Origin of the sequence: Streptomyces sp. NPDC057543 (genome assembly GCF_042801895.1) — a bacterium.
Classification (GTDB): Bacteria; Actinomycetota; Actinomycetes; order Streptomycetales; family Streptomycetaceae; genus Streptomyces.
Genome location: NZ_JBHVFF010000200.1, coordinates 1 through 16,132 on the forward strand (window position 1 = coordinate 1; position 16,132 = coordinate 16,132).

Sequence of the window (16,132 nt, forward strand, 5' to 3'; positions counted from 1 at the left end):
CTGACGCTGGGCGCCGACCCGGTGGCCGCGTCGATGCTGCACGCGGCGGCCGCGCGCGGTCGCCGGCTGGACGCGTTCGTGGTGCGCAAGGCGCAGAAGGTGCACGGACCTCTGCTGCCTCAACGGCCCGGGCGGGCACCAGGCCGCCGAGCGGGACCAGAGCCAGAGAAAGCACAACCGAACCCACGCACCTTTTCCTTGATCACTCCCGGGTCTACCGGCCACTGCTCGCCCGTCGGACGAAACACGGCCCGCAGTCGCCCGCCCGGACGAACAGATTCACCACAAAAACGGGTTCTGGCACACATTCCGTGAGGACGATCGACGCGTCTGGAGTGCATCACCAGACGTAGGCGACGGCGTTCAACCAGCCCAGCCTTCGGCGTTCGAGTACGACACGGCGTCACCTTCATGCCTCTGTCGAACCACACCGCGCGGGTGTCGGCCAGCGGCGGCCCGCTATCGGTGAGCCGGCCCGAGGGCGGCAAGGAGCACTGCGGGCCCATGCCGACCGACACCCTGGACGCTACGGCTGCAGACCGAGCGTCTGGGACCGATTCAACAAGTCAGGAGCCCGGCCGGAGGCCCCCTCGAAGTCCTGTCTGATCCACTCGGCCGACGTCACCTCCGGCCCGGAAGGCGGCTCACAGGATGACAGCGACGACCACCCTCGCCGCAGAACAGGATGCGGTGTTTGAGTCGGCTCAGGGGTCGACCAGGTCCAACACCGTGGCGAGTTCGCTTTCCAGTTCCTCGATACGAGGGCGGTCGTGTCCCAGGACGGCGTAGCGCCAATGGGGGCTGGGTCCGGTGGGACGACCGGCGCTACCGGTGTAGAGGATGACGCCTTCTCCGTGGGCGGGGCCGTAAGCCAGTCCGGTGGTGTGGAGGCGTTGTACGGCCTGGGAGAAGGTGTGAGGAGCACGGGTCGTCCGTTTGGCGATGAGCCAGGCGGGTGTGGGTCGTTTGGCGGCGTGGCTGAGGCGGGTGACCATCGCGTGCGGTGTGGTGGTCGCGGTGCGCCGTACGTTGCTCTCTGTGGCGTACAGCGTTCCGTCGGCGCCCAGGAGCGCGTCGATGCCGTACGGCCCGGCGTACCTATGGGCGGCGAGGTGCTGTCCCAGGGCGAGCCCCCACCCCTCCAGTTCCGCAATCGTGCCGGACGGTACATCGCGAAGGGGTGAGCGGTAGCCGGTGAACGAGCCGTCGCGGGTGAGTATTTCGCCGCTGAACATGACCCGTGGCCCGGCGGCCTCGACGACGCACTGCACGCTGACTTCCTTCGTATGGCGGACGCACCGCTCCACGACCCACAGTCCGCTCCCGTCCTGTTCCGCTGCCACGGCCGGGTCGTGACGGGAGAAGAACCGCATACCGAGACCGCCCGCGGAGCGGTCCGCCTTGACCACCGCTCGCCCGAACCAGGACACCATCCGCGCCACCGCATCGGGGAGTTCATCGCCCCGGCATACCCGGCCTTCCGGCATGCGGATACCTCGTGCATGCGCGACGGCGCGGAACCCGGTCTTCGTGTTGAGCCGGTCCACTGCGCTCAGCACACAGGCACCGGGCCGGCCGGACGCGAAGGGATAGACCTGGATGCCGAGTTCGGCGGCGAGCGCGACCGACGCGCCGTCCAGCACGATGGGCAGCAAGCGCGTCCCCGGGTGCCGGCGGGCGAGGCTCATGAGAGTCTCGCCGAGTCCGTGGTGCCGGATGGCCTCCGGCATCCCCGTTCCGGGAAGGTCCGGAACGACAACGACCTCTACGGTGTCGTGAGGCAGTCCGAGTAACAGCCCCGCGTAGCGCAGGAAGTCTTCCGAGAGCGGGACGGGGCTGACCAGCACGTCACCGGGCCGGGCCAGCCAGATCTTCCGGGGCGCCTGCGCCGACCACCCTCTCACCGCCTCACTCGCGTCGAGGCTCGCCGGTACCGGGGAAGCGAAGTTCGCGAGAAGAACCAGTGGTGCGTCGTCATCATGCTCTGCAATCATGATCCAGCCCTTCCCTCTGCCCGCACCCCTGTATCAGGTCCCTCACGGGCTGCCGGGAGAGGTTCGGCTGACCTGGTCATGATGAGACCTGCAGGCACTTGTGGACGCGCCGATAGCCTCCGCGAACAAGAACCTCTTCTACGGCAAAGACCGCGACCTGGCCGGTGCGGACAAGGAATCCCAGGAGGTGTCCACGCTCGCGGTCCTGGCCGATCCTGAGGATGATCCTGTGGAGTGGACACCTCCCGATGGATCTCGATGGTCCAGGGAGGGATGCCCAGGTGGAACGCAAGTCTCCGTATCCGGAGGAGTTCAGGAAGGATGCCGTCGCGCTCTACCGCGCCGCAGCCGGGAAGCGGATGTACGCGGCGGTGGCCGCAGATCTTGGCATCACCGCGGAATCGCTGCGGACGTGGGTACGTGAGGCCGAGATTCAGGCCGCGCCCGAGTGCCGCGACGGCAGCGTGGGCACGGCCGAGGAGCCGGCCCGGCTACCGGCGGAGAACGCCCGGCTGCTCAAGGCCGAGCAGGAGCGGTAGCTGGAGCGCGAGATCCTGCGCCGCGCAGCCGCCTATTTCGCTCGGGAGGTGAAGTGAACCCCCTTCGCCGGGACTTCATCTCCGACAACCGCGCCGACTTCGGCGTCAAGCGGATCTGCCGGGTGCTCGGGGCGTCCCGCGCCCGGCTACTACCAGCACCTGGCCACCGAGCAGGCCGGCGCCGAGCGCCGGGCCGAGGATAAGCGGACCGTGAGCGAGATCCGCGCCATCCACGCCGAGCATCGTGGCGCCTACAGAGCCCCACGCGTCCATGCTGAGCTGCCCGCGAGGGGGCAATGGCCAACCGCAGGCGTGTGACCCGGCTGATGCGGATCAACCACATCGTCGGCTGTCATCTGCGCAAGAAGAAGCGGACGACGATCGCGGACAGGACCGCGCCGCCCGCTCCGGGCCTGGTGATGCGTTGAGACGATCGCCTCCCGCCCAGAGGTGACCCATTCGAGCGTTGTTTGACGGCTGTGCCTTCGCCCTCGATGGTCGGACTGCTGTGGCGGCTAGCGTGGGTGCACCGCCCAGGTGTGGGTGTACCTCACACGCCCCGGAACGGCCGTTCGAGCGTTCTGGCAGTTTCCGATGGGCGAGCAATGGAAGGGCCTAACATGTCCAACCACTTCACCGGCCTCAGCCTTGGGCCACCACTCGGCGACCAGCGTCTCGATCTGTGCGACCTATATGCCTTCGGGGCACCCGGCGATCCGAGCAGGACCGTTCTCATCCTCAACGCCAATCCCAACGCAGATGCCATGCACCCCGACGCCGTATACCGCCTGAACATTGACAACGACGGCGATTACCTGACCGACGGCGCCTTCAGTTGGGTCTTCAGCCCGCCGGCATCCGACGGCTCGCAGACCTACAGCGTCTTCATGGCAACCGGTGCGGAGTCCCGCAGGCCCGAGGCGGTCGGCACCAAGATCGTTTCGGACGTCGACGTCTCCTTCGGCCCCCAGGCCAACGTGGTCAGCAGCGGCGACTACAAGGTGGCCGCCGGTAGCCGCAGTGACGCCTTTTTCTTCGACTTCGACGGAATCAAGAATCTGTTCGACACCAGCGGCAACCGGAATTTCACCGCGCCGCATCTGGGCGGAAAATCCCCGTGGACCGGCGTCGACTCCAACAGCACGGCCAATGTCTTCTCCATGGCCATCGAACTGCCGACCGCGGAGCTGGCCCCCAAGCCCGAGCTGCACATCTGGGGCCGGTGCAGCGTCCTACGCGACGGCGAACTCGTCCACGCGGACCGGGCCGGGCACCCGTCAATGAGCAGCTTCTTCAACACCGACGACACGAAGGAGGAGTACAACGCCGGCGAGCCGGTTAACGACCGGGCCAGGTGGACGGACCAGTTCGTCCACCTGTTGGGCCACACCGGCGGCTACTCGCGTGAGGAGGCGATCGCCGCGCTCGACGAGCACGGCCTCCTGCCGGACGTGCTGCACTTCGACCCGTCCAAGCCTGCCGCGTACCCGAATGGCCGGACATTCACGGAAGACGTCATCGACATCCGCGTCGCGTTCCTCACCAAGAACGAGGCGCCGCCCACCGGTCTAACGCCGCACACCGACACCCTGGACCGGTTCCCGTACCTCGGCGACCCGCACCCGGCAGCCACCTCCTGACGGATTCCGGCGGGAGACACACTCGGGGCTCCGACGGCCGAGCCGGGACAGGCTGATCGGTCAGTGAATCGGACGAGGGCCCGTCTGTTTGAGCTTGGGATTGAACCGCAGGAATGTCTGGGCTGGTCCGCTACCGCAGTGGGCAGCCACGCGTACCCGGTAGTGAGGCGGGAGATCAGGCGGGGTAACCTGGCATTCCATGGCAATAAGCACCGCCCTGTGGTCCTTCGCCCTGGTTGTAGGGCTTCTCACACTGACTCCCGGACTCGACACCGCGCTGATCTTGCGTACCTCGGCCCTTGGCCGGCGCAGGAGAGCCTGGGGCGTCGTCCTCGGAATCCAGACCGGCACCCTGTTGTGGGGCGTACTCACCTCGCTCGGAGTGACTGCGCTTGTCACGGCATCCCACCTCGCCTACACAGCTCTTCGCTGGGCGGGGGCCGCCTACCTGGTCTGGATGGCGGCCCGCATGCTCCGGGATACCTTCCGGGTGTCACCTGCTTCGGACACGGGCGCCTCCCCCTTGCTCGCCGGCGCGGACTCATTCAGCGGCGGCTGGCGTCAGGGAACACTCACCAACCTCCTCAACCCGAAGATGGGCGCCTTCTACGTCGCGGTGCTGCCGCAGTTCATCCCGGTCGGCACAAGCCACTTCACTGTGGGGCTCCTGCTCACCACGGTGCACATCGTCATAGGTCTGCTCTGGTCGGCTGTCCTCATAGGTTTCGCCCGCGTCCTGCATGGCTGGCTCCGCAAGCCCCAGGCCCGACGTCTGCTCGATCGGATCACCGGAACCGTCATCGGCGTCTTCGGCATCCGACTGGCTCTCAGCAGTTGATCCCCCCTCAGCGCCGGGCCCAGACCAGGATGGCGGCGAGGTGGACCGCGGCCTGATATACGATGGCGAGTTTGTCGGTCCGTAGGGCCAGGCCACGCCAGGATTGGCCGGTGGCCTCGGACGCCTTCCGCAGCACGCGCCGCAATCCCCTTCGCGCCGTTCATCCGGTCGGGGCGGAGGAGCCGGAGCAACCGGCTGCCCAGGCCCCTCACCCGGCCTCGGAATCACCGGCAGAGGGGCGCGTCGGCACGGCTCTCCGGCTCAGATCACTGGGTGGAGACCTTGTGGACGATTGTGTCGTCGGGGTCCAGCCGTCGCCCGTCCGCGGACAGCACTTCCAGTGCGTGGAGGCGATGTCCCTGTCGGCGGTCGACCAACTGTGAGTGTGGTTCACCGGGGGCGAAGAAGTTCTGTTCGCCCCACTGCCGCAGTGCCACGATGACGGGGAAGAGCGCCTTGCCCTTCGGAGTCAGTACGTACTCGCGGTAGGCGCTGCCGTCCGAGGCGGGGACGGATTCGAGGACACCGCCGGCGACCAGGGTGCGCAGACGCGTGGTGAGGATGTTCTTCGCCACGCCGAGGCTGCGCTGGAACTCTCCGAAGCGCCGGCTTCCGTCGAAGGCGTCCCGCACGATCAGCAGGGACCACCAGTCGCCGATCGCGTCCACCGACCGGGCGACGGGGCATTCGCTGTCGTCGAAGCGCGTCCTGGTCACCATGGCGTCCCTCACTCTCACAACGGTTGCAACATGCTACCAAAAAGCTTACCGTCACCACTGGTAGCAAGATGAAACCAGTTACGCGAGGAGTGCTGATGCCCGGCAACGGTGAGGCTGTGACACGACAGGCCGAGGCCCGAAGCGGGGGAGGTTCCGCGCCCGCCCTGCCCCGCGGCGTCGTCATACTGTTCGCTGTCGCCTGCGGGGCCACAGTGGCGAACGTCTACTTCTCCCAGCCGCTCCTGGTGACCATGGGCCACGACCTCGCCATGAGCCCGGCTCTTGTCGGCAGCGTGGTCACCCTCACGCAGGTCGGATACGGGCTGGGACTCTTCTTCCTCGTGCCGCTGGGCGACGTGGTCGACCGCAGACGGCTCATCGTGGCCCAGTTGCTGCTCCTGGTGGCGGCACTGGCGGTGGTAGCCGCCGCACACACGGCGGCGATCCTGCTCGCGGGCATGGCCGCGACGGGACTTCTCGCGGTCGTCACGCAGACGCTGGTGGCCTTCGCGGCATCACTGGCCCCTCCCGCCGGGCGCGGACGGATCGTCGGTCAGGTCACCAGCGGCGTGGTCATCGGAATCCTGCTCGCCCGCACCGCATCCGGCCTCATGGCCGATCTCGCGGGCTGGCGCTCCGTCTATCTCGCCTCGGCGTCGCTCGTCGCTCTGCTCGCCCTGGTCCTGTACCGAGTACTGCCGCGCCACAGTGACGCTCCGCCGACAACCCTGCGCTACGGACAGCTCCTGCGCTCCACGATCACCCTGTTCGCACGGGAACGACTGCTGCGGCTCCGGGCCCTGTTCGGTCTGCTGATCTTCGCCGCCTTCAGCACCCTGTGGAGCAGCGTCGCGCTGCCGCTCAGTGAGGCCCCGTACTTCCTGTCCCACAGTGCGATCGGGGCGCTGGGGCTGATCGGCGTCGCCGGCGCCCTGGCCGCGACCGTGGCGGGCCGCCTGAACGACCGCGGACTCTCCCGGCGGACCACCGGCATCGCCCTGGCACTGCTCGCCGCCTCGTGGCTGCCCTTGGCCTTCACCCGCAGCTCGCTCTGGGCCCTGGTCGTCGGGGTGATCCTTCTCGACCTCGCCGTGCAGGCGGTCCATGTCACCAACCAGACCCTGATCTACGCGCTGCGCCCGGACGCGGGCAGCCGGCTGATCGGCGGTTACATGGTCTTCTACTCGGTCGGCAGCGCCACCGGCGCCATCGCCGCGACCTTCCTCTACGCGATGGCCGGCTGGGGCGCCGTATGCGTACTGGGTGCCGCGTTCAGCTGCCTCGGGCTCGTGCTGTGGGCGTTCACTCGAACAGCACCCCGGACCTTGCCGACCGTCGCGTAGTTCGACTCGGTGTCTTTGGTGGTGATGTCGGGTTTCGTCTGGGGCGGGGTGGGTTGTGACCTCGATCGAGCGGACGGCATATCCGTGGTTCAGGCGGCTGATCAACGAGATCAGGGCCTCGCGGGCAGCCCACTCCGGTCCAGTACGCAGTCGGCTGAGCGGTAAGTTCGGCGTCGGAGGTGTGCTGGGTCGCCATGGCCGCAGCTGTACGAGAGCTGGGCTGACACCGCCGCCGTGTTCCAGACCGCCACCGTCAGCGCAACGATAGCCTTGGGCGGCTACGGGCCGCCCGCGCCCAACCGGGAGAATCTGGTGTACCGCGGCTGGTCGGTGGAGCTGTTCGTGCAGAGCGAGGCCGTCTGGCACAGCTTCGCCGACCGGGAGACCGCGAAGCGGAGTTCGCCTCTGCTCGCGCGGCGTCCAGACCCGCGTTGGTGCCCTGCACGATTAGGAGCTGTCCGGCCGATCACGTGCGGAGCCGGATGACCAGCGCGGCAGCGGTGGCTGGCTTCGTTCGCTTTCAGCAACAGGTATATCGACGAGATTCAGCAGCAGTGGGCGATCAACAGGCTCGTGCTTGTTCCTGGGAAATGACGGCACTGGTGTGGTCGGACGGGGAGGGCCCGCCGCTCGTCAGCGCAGATACTCGAGCAGTCGGTCGACCAGACCGACTGGGCGCGACAGCGCAACCAGGTGACCGCCGCGGACCTCGTCGGTGTTAATCCCGAGGCGGTCGCGGGCCACTCGGCGCTGGAACTCCGGGGGGAAGAACCGGTCTTCGGCTGTGGCAAGCACGCGAGTGGTCACATCCGGCCATCGTTCGATGCCGCAAGGCTGGCTGAACGCGGCTTCGGCCTCAGGCCGGTCGTGCGCCGCTCCGGCGGCGGCGACCTCGGTCGGCACGTCGTGCAGGAAGTAGGTGGACAGGTCGAAATCCGGGCTGTACCCGCCTGCTTCGGCCGCGGCGACGCGGGCTGCCGGCGCTTCGGTGTTGTCCCACCACTGTCCGGGCGTCTCGCCCGGCAGCGGGACCATCGCGTTAACCAGCACCAGCAGATCCACTCGCACGCGAGCGCAGACCATCGGGGCGGTGAAGCCGCCCATCGACTGGGCCACCAACACAACGTCGTCATGGTCGCCGATCGCGGCAACCACCGCGTCGGTGTACTCGGGCAGCCCCGCGGATTCGTCGGCGCCGGGCAGCTCGACAGCGACCGCCTCGTGCCCCCTGGCGTGCAACTCGGGCACCACACGATGCCAGTACCAGGCCGCACCCCCGGACCCGGGAATCAAGACAAACATGCTCATCCCTCTCGCCCTCCGCTTCGCTCTTGGAACATTGAGACCGTCGGGACCGATGAAAATCATCGGTCATGACTGTGTCGGCAACCGATGCACGGACAGCGCTGCATTCGACTGAGCGCGGGATGACCAACCTCTTTCTTCGGGGCCCGTGCCAGCCGAAATCCGCCGCGCGGCCCCGAGGCGGCCAGGGCGCTGCCGCGACCACATTGCCGTACCAGCCCCGCCCACCGCACCCCCTGCCCGCCGCTCCGGCGATCCCGCCGGAGCTGACGTGACCTGGGGGAACATCAAGTCACGCACCATGAGCGCGAGTTCGGGTCCGCTTGTGCACCGGGCCTGGCCCGTGCCCGCGTCCGCCGCGCCCGCGGACCGCGGCGGGACACGGATTTGATCACACCCCTTGTCCCGCCGCCCGTCGGCACCGAAGAATGCGCACGGCAACCATCGGCTACAGACGTCACACCCGGCGTCGGTAAGGGGGCTCCACCCAATGTCACCTGCAGCACCGATGACACGCACGACACGTCGCTCACCGAGGATCGGCAAGGCGCTCACCGGCGCGGCGTTCGCGCTCGCCCTGGTCGGCGCAGGCGCGGCACCCGCCGTCGCCGGGACCGCCGGCGGGGACGCCGGCACCCGCGCGAGACCTAACGACGCGCCCGTCACGTTCGCCGGCACTGTCGCACTCAGCAACTGTTCCGGCTCCGTCGTGCGCACCCCGCAGTCACAGCCCGACGATCCCGCCCTCGTGCTGTCCAACGGGCACTGCATCGAGAGCGGCTTCCCGAAGGCCGGCCAGGTGATCGTGGACCAGCCGTCCACCCGCACGTTCAAGCTCCTCGACGAGGACGCCGGGGTGCTCGGCACGCTCCAGGCCGACCAGATCTCGTACGCGACGATGACCGACACCGACATCTCGCTGTACCGGACGACCAGCACCTACGCCGAGATCGAGAGCAAGTACCACGTACGGCCGCTGCTGCTCGACCCGCGCCACCCGCGCAAGAACACCGAGATCACCGTGGCGTCGGGGTACTGGAAGAAGCAGTACAAGTGCTCCATCGACGGGTTCGTGGACCAGCTCAAGGAGTACTGGTGGACCTGGAAGGACTCGGTGCGCTACACGCCCGCGTGCCAGACCATCGGTGGCACCTCCGGCTCCCCGGTGATTGACGACCACACCGGACGCGTGGTCGCCGTCAACAACACTGGTAACGATGACGGCGAGCAGTGCACGCTCAACAACCCCTGCGAGGTCGATCGCAAGGGGCGCATCACCGTCCGCCAGGACACGCACTACGCGCAGGAGACCTACGGGATCGTGCCGTGCGTCGTCGACGGCAGCAAGCTCGACCTGGGCCGCAAGGGATGTGAACTCCCCGAGCCCCAGGCCTAGTCCGCAGAGGGCGTACGCCGTACGGACCGGCCCGCGGGCACGTCCGTGCGGCGGCCGTCCTCGATGACGAATCGCCCGTCGATCAGCACGTGCGGGATGTCCACCGGCAGGGTGCGCGGCGCCTCGAACGTCGAGCCCGCCGCCACTGTGTCCGGGTCGAAGAGCACCAGGAGAGACCGATGCGCTGGCCGGTGCGCCCTCGACCGGCACCACGCGCATCAAGCCGGCCATGCCCGCTCTGCGGCGGGCGCAGAAGGAGCCGAGAGAGCATTGGGCTCGGTCAACAGTCCTGCTGTGTGGAGCAGTTGGATTCTCGCCGGCCTAGGCAGCTGGTTCGGCCGACAGATGTGTCGCGACGGGAGTCTGCTCCGGTTGCCCGGGACCGGACGCGAGCGGCGGCTGTGACGGCGATGGGTTGCCCGAGCACGATCCCGAGCAGGACAAGGATCAGTCCACATATCTGCTGCAGAGTGAGGGTCTCTTTGGCGATGACGGTGCCGAGCAGCACGCCGGTGACCGGGTTCAGCAGTCCGACCAGGCCGACAGCAGCTGCCGGCAGATGGCGCAGGCCGGCGAACCAGGCAACGAAGGCGACCGCGGTCGCGACGACGGTGACGTAGGCGAATCCGAGGACCGCGCCCGCATTGAGGGCGGGCGGTGTTCCTTCGCGGACGACGGCCAACGGCAGGACGACCAGGCCTCCGGCAATGAGCTGCCACGATGTCGAGGCGAGGACGTCGACCTCGGTGCTCCACCGCTTCGCGAGCACGTAGCCGAAGGAGGACGTCACCATCGCTGTGGCCGATGCGAGGACGCCGAGTGCGTTCAGGGTCACGGTGCCGGTAAACAGCATCAGACATACGCCTGCGATACCGATGCCGCCGCCCAGCAGCGGGAGGCCGCGGGGGCGTTCCGCGATCACGGCCCAGGCGAGCAGTATCAGGACCAGCGGTGAGGCCGCCATGATGGTGGAGGCGATGCTCGTCGGCAGCAACTGGGCCGCGAGGTAGACCAGGGCGAAGAAGGACCCCATGTTGAGGGTGCCGAGAATCAGCGACTTCCACCACCACGCCCCGTGGGGTACCTGCCGACACAGCGCCAGCAGCAGGACCCCTGCGGGCAGAGCCCTGATCACCGCGCCGTAGAGCGGGTGGTCGGTGGGCAGGTATTCGTGGGTGACGAAGTAGTTCGTCCCCCAGGCGACCGGAGCGATCGCCGTCACGAGTGTCCATCGCATAGTAGCTTCCACGGAAGGAAATATAGCTTCCCTGGAAGCTATGATGAAGCCGTGAACGACTACAAGGATCACGTCGCCCGCATTCAGGCCGAGTGGGCCCGCGAGCGCCCAGATGTGGATGTGAGCCCTCAAGGCGTGATCGGCCGGCTCCATCGCCTTGCCAGTCTTCTGACCGAGCAGTTGTGCCTGGTCTACCGGCGTTACGGACTGAACGAGGGAGAGTTCGACGTCCTGGCGGCGCTCCGGAGGGCCGGGAACCCCTTCGAGCGCGCCCCGGGTGAGCTGGCCACGTTCACCATGGTCACCACGGGCGCGATGACCAAACGCATCGACCGACTCGAACGCAACGGGCTGGTCACACGTCGCCGGTCCGTCGAGGACGGCCGGGGACGCGTGGTCGCACTCACTCCGGCAGGACGGGAGCTGTTCGACCGGGCCTTCGCCGACCACATGAGCAACGAACGCCGCATACTCGACGAGCTCGACCCCGACGAGGCCGCACGTCTCGAAACACTGCTCACCGCCTGGCTGGCACGTGTCGAGACGCCTCCCGGCGCACCGTAGTGACTCCTCCGAATGTCACGGCCGAAGCTCTTCGGCTCGCTCGGCATCCTCGTGTTTCACCCGAACCCACAGATGCACCGACTTGAAGCACACCGGTGGACGCGTGGGATCGCGCTGAGGAGCCTTCGGTTCACCTGAACCCGTGAGGATCACGGAGTGTGAGTAGTTGCGGTACTGAAAATGCTGCTGAGATTGATCATGGTCGGCTGGCACACCGGGCGGTGGTGCTGCCGGGGCTCGGGGGAACCCGCTGGGCGGAACGTCGTGGGTGGCTACGGTCCGACCGTGCCGGTGGAGTTCTTAACTGATGAGCAGGCGTGAGCGGCGCCTGTACGAGGCAGTCGCGCGGGCCACCGATGGGGCCGAGCCCACGCGGCTTCGGCCGGTTCTCGCTGTGGTTGAAGTACTCGGACAGGACGTTCAGGCTGTCGTTCGGGCCGCCGATGTCGCACCACAGCAGCTCGGGGTCGTAGCCGCCGTGGATCAGTTCGAGCATCTGCTCGGCCTGGTAGTCCTTCACGAAGTCCTTGCCGAACGGTTGTGGTGGGCCTTGCGGTGTTGTGGCCGACCGATCGCGAGATGCGGCGTGACCGCTGCAGCCGGAATCATCGCGCGATGATGCACGGGTTCCTGGTGTGGGTTGCGCTGACCCCCGCGATCAACGCGATGTACTGGTCGTTCGACATGTCGCTGTGAAACGGGCGGGGTTGGGGGCGGCCCGCTGCCGCCGCTTCGGCCCCGACGGTTCATGTCCCGTCATCAGGACGCCTCGGCACACGTGTGAGCCGACGGGCGTGTGCGACGACGTCCGTGACGATCTCTGCAGCCCCGGCCATGTTGTTCACCAGGCCAACCGACTGGCCCGCGTACAGGGCGATTGCCTCCAGGTCGCCGGACATCCCCGAGAGGGGGACGGTGTCGTCGTACCGGTGGTGGGCACCGCCCTCGCCGTCGGTGGCCAGCACCGTGCCCTCGCCGGGCCGATCCGGTGCCGGGGGAGAGCCCGCCGCCTCCCAGTCCGCCATCGTGGAGTTGCGCAGGGCGCGGTGCGGGGCGTGCGGCCAGCCCCCGTCGAAGCAGCGGGTGTAGGAGGCGTCCTGCGGAGCCGGCCCAAGCTGCGCCTCGCGGTACACCCGGTGGCTCGCGGACTCCCGTGCGGCCAGGAAGCGGGTGCCCATCCAGACGCCCTGGGCCCCGAGCGCGAGGGCGGCGGCCAGGCCCCGTCCGTCGGCGATGCCGCCGGCCGCGAGCACCGGCACCGGGCCGGCCGCCGACCTACCAAGGGTGAAAACGCTCAGCCATGCCGACCGACCCTGGTGATGAGTTGTCGCGCCCGCACACGTCATACCTACGACGGGACACGACGAGACGGAAGGATGACGTGATGAGTGCGGACACGCGGCTGGAGGAGCTGGGCGAGAGTGGTCTGGGCGGGAGCGGTCCGGGCGAGGTCGACGAGCCGGCGTTCTCGGGGCTGGTGGAGCGGCACCGGCGGGAGCTGCACGTGCACTGCTACCGGATGCTCGGGTCGTTCGAGGACGCCGAGGACACCGTGCAGGAGACGTTCCTCCGTGCCTGGCGGCGGCGGGAGACCTTCGAGGGGCGGTCGACGTTCCGGGCCTGGCTGTACCGGATCGCCACCAACGCCTGCCTGGACCTGCTCGCCAAACGCCGCCCGGAACCCGCTACCGGTGGCGAGGTGCTGTGGCTGCAGCCCTACCCGGACCGGCTGCTCGACGAGCTGCCCGCGGGAGACGCGGACGAGCCGGAGACCGTCGCCGTCGCGCGGGAGACGATCGAGCTGGCGTACCTGGTCGCAGTCCAGCATCTCGCGCCGCGCCCGCGGGCCGTGCTGATCCTGCGGGACGTGCTCGGCTGGCCGGCGAAGCACGTCGCGGAGCTCCTCGGGGACTCCGTCAACTCTGTGAACAGCGCGCTGCAGCGAGCCCGCGCCGGCCTGCGGGAGCACCTGCCCGCCGAGCGGCAGGACTGGACCGGCGGCGGCGAGGACGCCGGGACGCGCGAGCTGGTGCGCCGCTATACCGACGCCAGCGTGGCCACGGACGTCGACGGGCTCGCCACACTGCTGCGGGACGACGTTCGCTTCTCGATGCCGCCCACGCCTGGCCTGTACGTCGGCCGCGACACGGTGGTGAACGGCTGGGTCGAGAGCGGCTTCGAGGGCATGAAGCACCAGCGCGCCGTCCTCACCTCCGTGAACCGGCAGCCCGCCGTCGCCTTCTACCTCTGGCGGAAGCGGGAGGGCGCGTACCTGCCGCTGGCGATCGACGTCCTGCGGGTCACCGGCGGGGCGATCACCGAGATCGTCACGTTCCACGACGACCAGTTCCCACGGCTCGGGCTGCCGGAGCGCCTGCCGGCGGACGGCACGGAGTAGTCCCGGTGCGGACGCTCGCGCTGCGCGGTGGCGCGCGTGTCGCGGTGGTCGCGGCGGAATGGTGCGACGCGTTCGGCGTCGTCACCCGCGGGCGGGTGCAGCTGGAGCTGCGCGACGGCGAGCCCGGGCCGGTCCTCGGACGCGGCGCCGGGTTCTGGCTCCGCGGCACCGGCGTCCGCGCCCTGCGGAACCCCGGCCGTCGCACGGCGAGGGTGCGCATCGTCACCCCCAAGGCCAGGACCGTCACATGCCAGTACGCCAGTTACCGAATGATGGAGGAACGACATGAACAGCATGAATGACACCGGAGTCGTCGCAGGCACGGCATCGGGCCGGACCAGCCACACCAACCCTCTCCGCAGGCTCGCCGGCACCGGCTTCATCGCCACGCTCGCAGCGATGGTGGCCACCACCCTCGCCGCTGCGCTTGCCCAGGCCGTTGGTGTCGACTTCGAGGTCCCCGATGATGGCGAGGCGATCCCGTTGTCCGGGTTCGCCGTGGTGACCGGCTTCCTCTCGGTCGTGGGCATCGTCATTGCCGCCGCTCTTCTTCGCTGGAGCGCTCGTCCCGCCAAGCGATTCGTGTGGACGGCAGTGTCGCTGACCGCGATCTCGTTGGTCCCGCCCCTCCTCTCCGGGGCAAACACCGCCACCACCACCGCCCTCCTCGGGCTACACCTCGTCCCTGCGACGGTGATGATCCCCACCCTGGTGCGGAGCCTGGACACCCGGACCGATTGACGATCCCGCAACGGGACAACGCGCGGCGCAAGGGCGTGCGCGAGCGCACTCACGTGGCCCCCCGGTGCTGCCACCCTCCATTCCAGGTTCCTTGTTCTTGGTCAATTCGGAAGCTGAGTGGCGTGTGCGAAGAAGCACAGGGTGCCTTGTGGGCTGAAGACCAAACGCCATCCGCTCGGGATGGGGCGCACCGGGTACCCCGGTCGCGTTCACCCTGGCCGACCCCGCCGTCGCGCGCCTCCCACGGGATCATCGGGACAACCGGCTGCCCTTCGGGCGCCATCGGCTCGCGAAAGCCCGAACCTTCGGCGATCAGTCGCACCGGCCGCACAGGTATCCGCGCCGCAAAGCGGACCGAGACCTGGCCAACACCGGCACAGGCGTCCACCGGCCGCGGTGCGCCCGGTGCGGCGGCGGACCGTACGGCGACTGCCAGGCCGGCCGCTCGGTTCGACCCGAGCCGCCCACGTCGCGGCGCCGTACGACCGGATCCTGGAGCAGCTCAGCTGTCAGGCCAGGGTCGTTGTCATGCAGCCGGTCCAGCAGCTCAGGTCGTACGGAGCGCACATTCATCCGCTCCAGGACCGTGAGCATTGCAGTTTCCCCGCAAGCGGTACGGAGCGCGAGGAGCCAGGCGTCGACGAGCTTGTGGTTGGCGTTGACGCGGAATTTACCGCTTGCCCGAAAGCGCTCGGACGCGCACGCGTGGCAACGGCGGAGAACGAGCGGCAGGCAGGTGGGCACGACCACCCAGTTTTTGAGCACAGAAGTACACCGGTTTCCGTGAGAAGTCCGCAGCAAAAAGCAGCGCGGCGCACATGCGCGACGCGCGACGAATCAGCGCTCGGGAGATCTCACAGGGTGTACAACGGCACGTCCTTGCCCAGACGACTTGGTTCGGTAGCACGGTAATGGCACGCAGCGGCGCTGCTCCAGTGGTTTTCCAGCGCTCACCGCCAGGTTCTGCCCGGCGGATCACGGGCGGAGCCAGTGCCGGATCGAGGCAATGGCGACGGTGCCGTAGAAGACGTAGGCGCGCTTGTCGAACCTCGTCGCGACGGCCCGGAAGTTCTTGAGGGCGTTGATCGTCCGCTCAACTTCGTTCCTCCGCTTGTAGATCGTCGTGTCGAAGCCGGCAGGCTGGCTTCGGTCGCAGAGAAGCCCGGCGCAAGACCCGCCCCCGCGAGTCGCCACGGCAAGATTCCTGGGCCACGGCCATCCTCTGACCGGTACGTGTTCGTTGGGTTTGGTTCGCCACCCGGTGATCAGTGTCCGGTCTCAGATAAGTCCGGGTGAGGCGGGCCCCTGACCTGCGGTGCCCGGACTTGAGTGAGACGGGTTTCGCAAGGTCGTCTCACTCAAGTCCGGGCAAGCGGCCTCCAACCCAGCTAAGTACTGTCCCCCCCCGCGCCACCCAC

At 68.3% G+C, this 16,132-nt stretch carries 15 protein-coding genes and 6 pseudogenes; 11 read left to right on the plus strand and 10 right to left on the minus strand.

What is annotated here, in order from left to right:
* Nucleotides 1-108 (plus strand): annotated as a pseudogene (locus ACFU8Q_RS28015) (orotate phosphoribosyltransferase); the annotation flags it as partial.
* A 596-nt stretch (nt 109-704) separates the two neighbouring features.
* Here the strand turns inward: ACFU8Q_RS28015 and ACFU8Q_RS28020 are convergent.
* Nucleotides 705-1,994: a peptide ligase PGM1-related protein gene (locus ACFU8Q_RS28020; RefSeq protein WP_384458650.1), complete on the minus strand. Its 1,290-nt coding sequence runs from the start codon at nt 1,992-1,994 to the stop codon at nt 705-707.
* Between the two features lie 281 nt (nt 1,995-2,275).
* Here ACFU8Q_RS28020 and ACFU8Q_RS28025 point away from each other — a divergent pair.
* The 3 genes and pseudogenes from ACFU8Q_RS28025 to ACFU8Q_RS28035 form a co-directional block, all read left to right on the plus strand.
* A pseudogene (locus tag ACFU8Q_RS28025) lies at nt 2,276-2,958 on the plus strand (transposase); the annotation flags it as partial.
* Between the two features lie 195 nt (nt 2,959-3,153).
* Nucleotides 3,154-4,173, plus strand: a complete 1,020-nt coding sequence (locus tag ACFU8Q_RS28030) for a DUF4331 family protein (protein WP_384458652.1) — start codon at nt 3,154-3,156, stop codon at nt 4,171-4,173.
* Nucleotides 4,174-4,372: 199 nt separating this feature from the next.
* The gene (locus ACFU8Q_RS28035; protein ID WP_384458654.1) at nt 4,373-5,011 is read left to right on the plus strand and encodes a LysE family translocator; all 639 of its coding nucleotides are present in this window, start codon (nt 4,373-4,375) and stop codon (nt 5,009-5,011) included.
* A gap of 7 nt (nt 5,012-5,018) precedes the next feature.
* Here the strand turns inward: ACFU8Q_RS28035 and ACFU8Q_RS28040 are convergent.
* Nucleotides 5,019-5,117, minus strand: a pseudogene (locus tag ACFU8Q_RS28040) (IS5/IS1182 family transposase); the annotation flags it as partial.
* 160 nt (nt 5,118-5,277) lie between these two features.
* Entirely contained in the window at nt 5,278-5,730 is a 453-nt protein-coding gene (locus ACFU8Q_RS28045; RefSeq protein WP_384458656.1) for a winged helix-turn-helix transcriptional regulator, read from the minus strand.
* 95 nt (nt 5,731-5,825) lie between these two features.
* Here ACFU8Q_RS28045 and ACFU8Q_RS28050 point away from each other — a divergent pair, with 95 nt between their 5' ends.
* Complete coding sequence (locus ACFU8Q_RS28050; protein ID WP_384458658.1) at nt 5,826-7,073, plus strand: MFS transporter; 1,248 nt, start codon at nt 5,826-5,828, stop codon at nt 7,071-7,073.
* Nucleotides 7,074-7,706: 633 nt separating this feature from the next.
* Here ACFU8Q_RS28050 and ACFU8Q_RS28055 read toward each other — a convergent pair.
* Nucleotides 7,707-8,381, minus strand: coding sequence for an alpha/beta fold hydrolase (locus ACFU8Q_RS28055; RefSeq protein ID WP_384458660.1), 675 nt, complete (start codon nt 8,379-8,381; stop codon nt 7,707-7,709).
* A 535-nt stretch (nt 8,382-8,916) separates the two neighbouring features.
* Here ACFU8Q_RS28055 and ACFU8Q_RS28060 point away from each other — a divergent pair.
* A complete protein-coding gene (locus tag ACFU8Q_RS28060; RefSeq protein WP_384458678.1) occupies nt 8,917-9,774 on the plus strand; it encodes a serine protease in 858 nt (285 codons plus the stop codon).
* Here the strand turns inward: ACFU8Q_RS28060 and ACFU8Q_RS28065 are convergent.
* Nucleotides 9,771-9,953: pseudogene (locus ACFU8Q_RS28065) on the minus strand (D-aminoacylase); the annotation flags it as partial. The gene ACFU8Q_RS28060 and the pseudogene ACFU8Q_RS28065 overlap by 4 nt on opposite strands.
* A 101-nt stretch (nt 9,954-10,054) precedes the next feature.
* Nucleotides 10,055-11,011, minus strand: a complete 957-nt coding sequence (locus ACFU8Q_RS28070; RefSeq protein ID WP_384458662.1) for a DMT family transporter — start codon at nt 11,009-11,011, stop codon at nt 10,055-10,057.
* A 51-nt stretch (nt 11,012-11,062) separates the two neighbouring features.
* Between ACFU8Q_RS28070 and ACFU8Q_RS28075 the strand changes: the two genes are divergently transcribed.
* Entirely contained in the window at nt 11,063-11,575 is a 513-nt protein-coding gene (locus tag ACFU8Q_RS28075) for a MarR family winged helix-turn-helix transcriptional regulator (protein WP_384458664.1), read from the plus strand.
* Nucleotides 11,576-11,771: 196 nt separating this feature from the next.
* On the opposite strand, the gene ACFU8Q_RS28080 is transcribed toward ACFU8Q_RS28075, so the two are convergent.
* On the minus strand, nt 11,772-12,095 hold the full coding sequence (locus tag ACFU8Q_RS28080) for a hypothetical protein (RefSeq protein WP_384458666.1): 324 nt from the start codon (nt 12,093-12,095) through the stop codon (nt 11,772-11,774).
* A 20-nt stretch (nt 12,096-12,115) separates the two neighbouring features.
* Between ACFU8Q_RS28080 and ACFU8Q_RS28085 the strand changes: the two genes are divergently transcribed.
* On the plus strand, nt 12,116-12,271 hold the full coding sequence (locus ACFU8Q_RS28085; protein WP_384458668.1) for a hypothetical protein: 156 nt from the start codon (nt 12,116-12,118) through the stop codon (nt 12,269-12,271).
* Nucleotides 12,272-12,321: 50 nt separating this feature from the next.
* Here the strand turns inward: ACFU8Q_RS28085 and ACFU8Q_RS28090 are convergent, their stop codons facing one another.
* Nucleotides 12,322-12,834 (minus strand): nitronate monooxygenase, encoded by a 513-nt coding sequence (locus tag ACFU8Q_RS28090; protein ID WP_384458670.1) that lies wholly within the window; start codon nt 12,832-12,834, stop codon nt 12,322-12,324.
* Nucleotides 12,835-12,959: 125 nt separating this feature from the next.
* On the opposite strand from ACFU8Q_RS28090, the gene ACFU8Q_RS28095 reads away from it, so the two are divergent.
* The 3 genes from ACFU8Q_RS28095 to ACFU8Q_RS28105 are packed head-to-tail and all read left to right on the plus strand — an operon-like array spanning nt 12,960 to nt 14,714.
* Nucleotides 12,960-13,973: an RNA polymerase subunit sigma-70 gene (locus ACFU8Q_RS28095; RefSeq protein ID WP_384458672.1), complete on the plus strand. Its 1,014-nt coding sequence runs from the start codon at nt 12,960-12,962 to the stop codon at nt 13,971-13,973.
* Between the two features lie 5 nt (nt 13,974-13,978).
* Nucleotides 13,979-14,275, plus strand: a complete 297-nt coding sequence (locus ACFU8Q_RS28100; RefSeq protein WP_384458674.1) for a hypothetical protein — start codon at nt 13,979-13,981, stop codon at nt 14,273-14,275.
* A complete protein-coding gene (locus tag ACFU8Q_RS28105) occupies nt 14,259-14,714 on the plus strand; it encodes a DUF6069 family protein (protein WP_384458676.1) in 456 nt (151 codons plus the stop codon). The genes ACFU8Q_RS28100 and ACFU8Q_RS28105 overlap by 17 nt, the downstream gene beginning before the upstream one ends.
* Before the next feature lie 295 nt (nt 14,715-15,009).
* Here ACFU8Q_RS28105 and ACFU8Q_RS28110 read toward each other — a convergent pair.
* Both ACFU8Q_RS28110 and ACFU8Q_RS28115 read right to left on the minus strand, forming a co-directional pair.
* Nucleotides 15,010-15,479 (minus strand): annotated as a pseudogene (locus ACFU8Q_RS28110) (DUF1062 domain-containing protein); the annotation flags it as partial.
* Nucleotides 15,480-15,689: 210 nt separating this feature from the next.
* Nucleotides 15,690-15,929: pseudogene (locus ACFU8Q_RS28115) on the minus strand (IS5/IS1182 family transposase); the annotation flags it as partial.
* Nucleotides 15,930-16,132: the final 203 nt, after the last annotated feature.

What these genes read in the sequence shown, in the direction of transcription:
- ACFU8Q_RS28030 (WP_384458652.1), top strand. Translation starts at nt 3,154, where the DNA reads ATGTCCAACCACTTCACCGGCCTCAGCCTTGGGCCACCACTCGGCGAC.
- ACFU8Q_RS28070 (WP_384458662.1), bottom strand. Translation starts at nt 11,011, where the DNA reads ATGCGATGGACACTCGTGACGGCGATCGCTCCGGTCGCCTGGGGGACG.
- ACFU8Q_RS28105 (WP_384458676.1), top strand. Translation starts at nt 14,259, where the DNA reads ATGAACAGCATGAATGACACCGGAGTCGTCGCAGGCACGGCATCGGGC.
- ACFU8Q_RS28035 (WP_384458654.1), top strand. Translation starts at nt 4,373, where the DNA reads ATGGCAATAAGCACCGCCCTGTGGTCCTTCGCCCTGGTTGTAGGGCTT.
- ACFU8Q_RS28050 (WP_384458658.1), top strand. Translation starts at nt 5,826, where the DNA reads ATGCCCGGCAACGGTGAGGCTGTGACACGACAGGCCGAGGCCCGAAGC.
- ACFU8Q_RS28055 (WP_384458660.1), bottom strand. Translation starts at nt 8,381, where the DNA reads ATGAGCATGTTTGTCTTGATTCCCGGGTCCGGGGGTGCGGCCTGGTAC.
- ACFU8Q_RS28020 (WP_384458650.1), bottom strand. Translation starts at nt 1,994, where the DNA reads ATGATTGCAGAGCATGATGACGACGCACCACTGGTTCTTCTCGCGAAC.
- ACFU8Q_RS28095 (WP_384458672.1), top strand. Translation starts at nt 12,960, where the DNA reads ATGAGTGCGGACACGCGGCTGGAGGAGCTGGGCGAGAGTGGTCTGGGC.
- ACFU8Q_RS28045 (WP_384458656.1), bottom strand. Translation starts at nt 5,730, where the DNA reads ATGGTGACCAGGACGCGCTTCGACGACAGCGAATGCCCCGTCGCCCGG.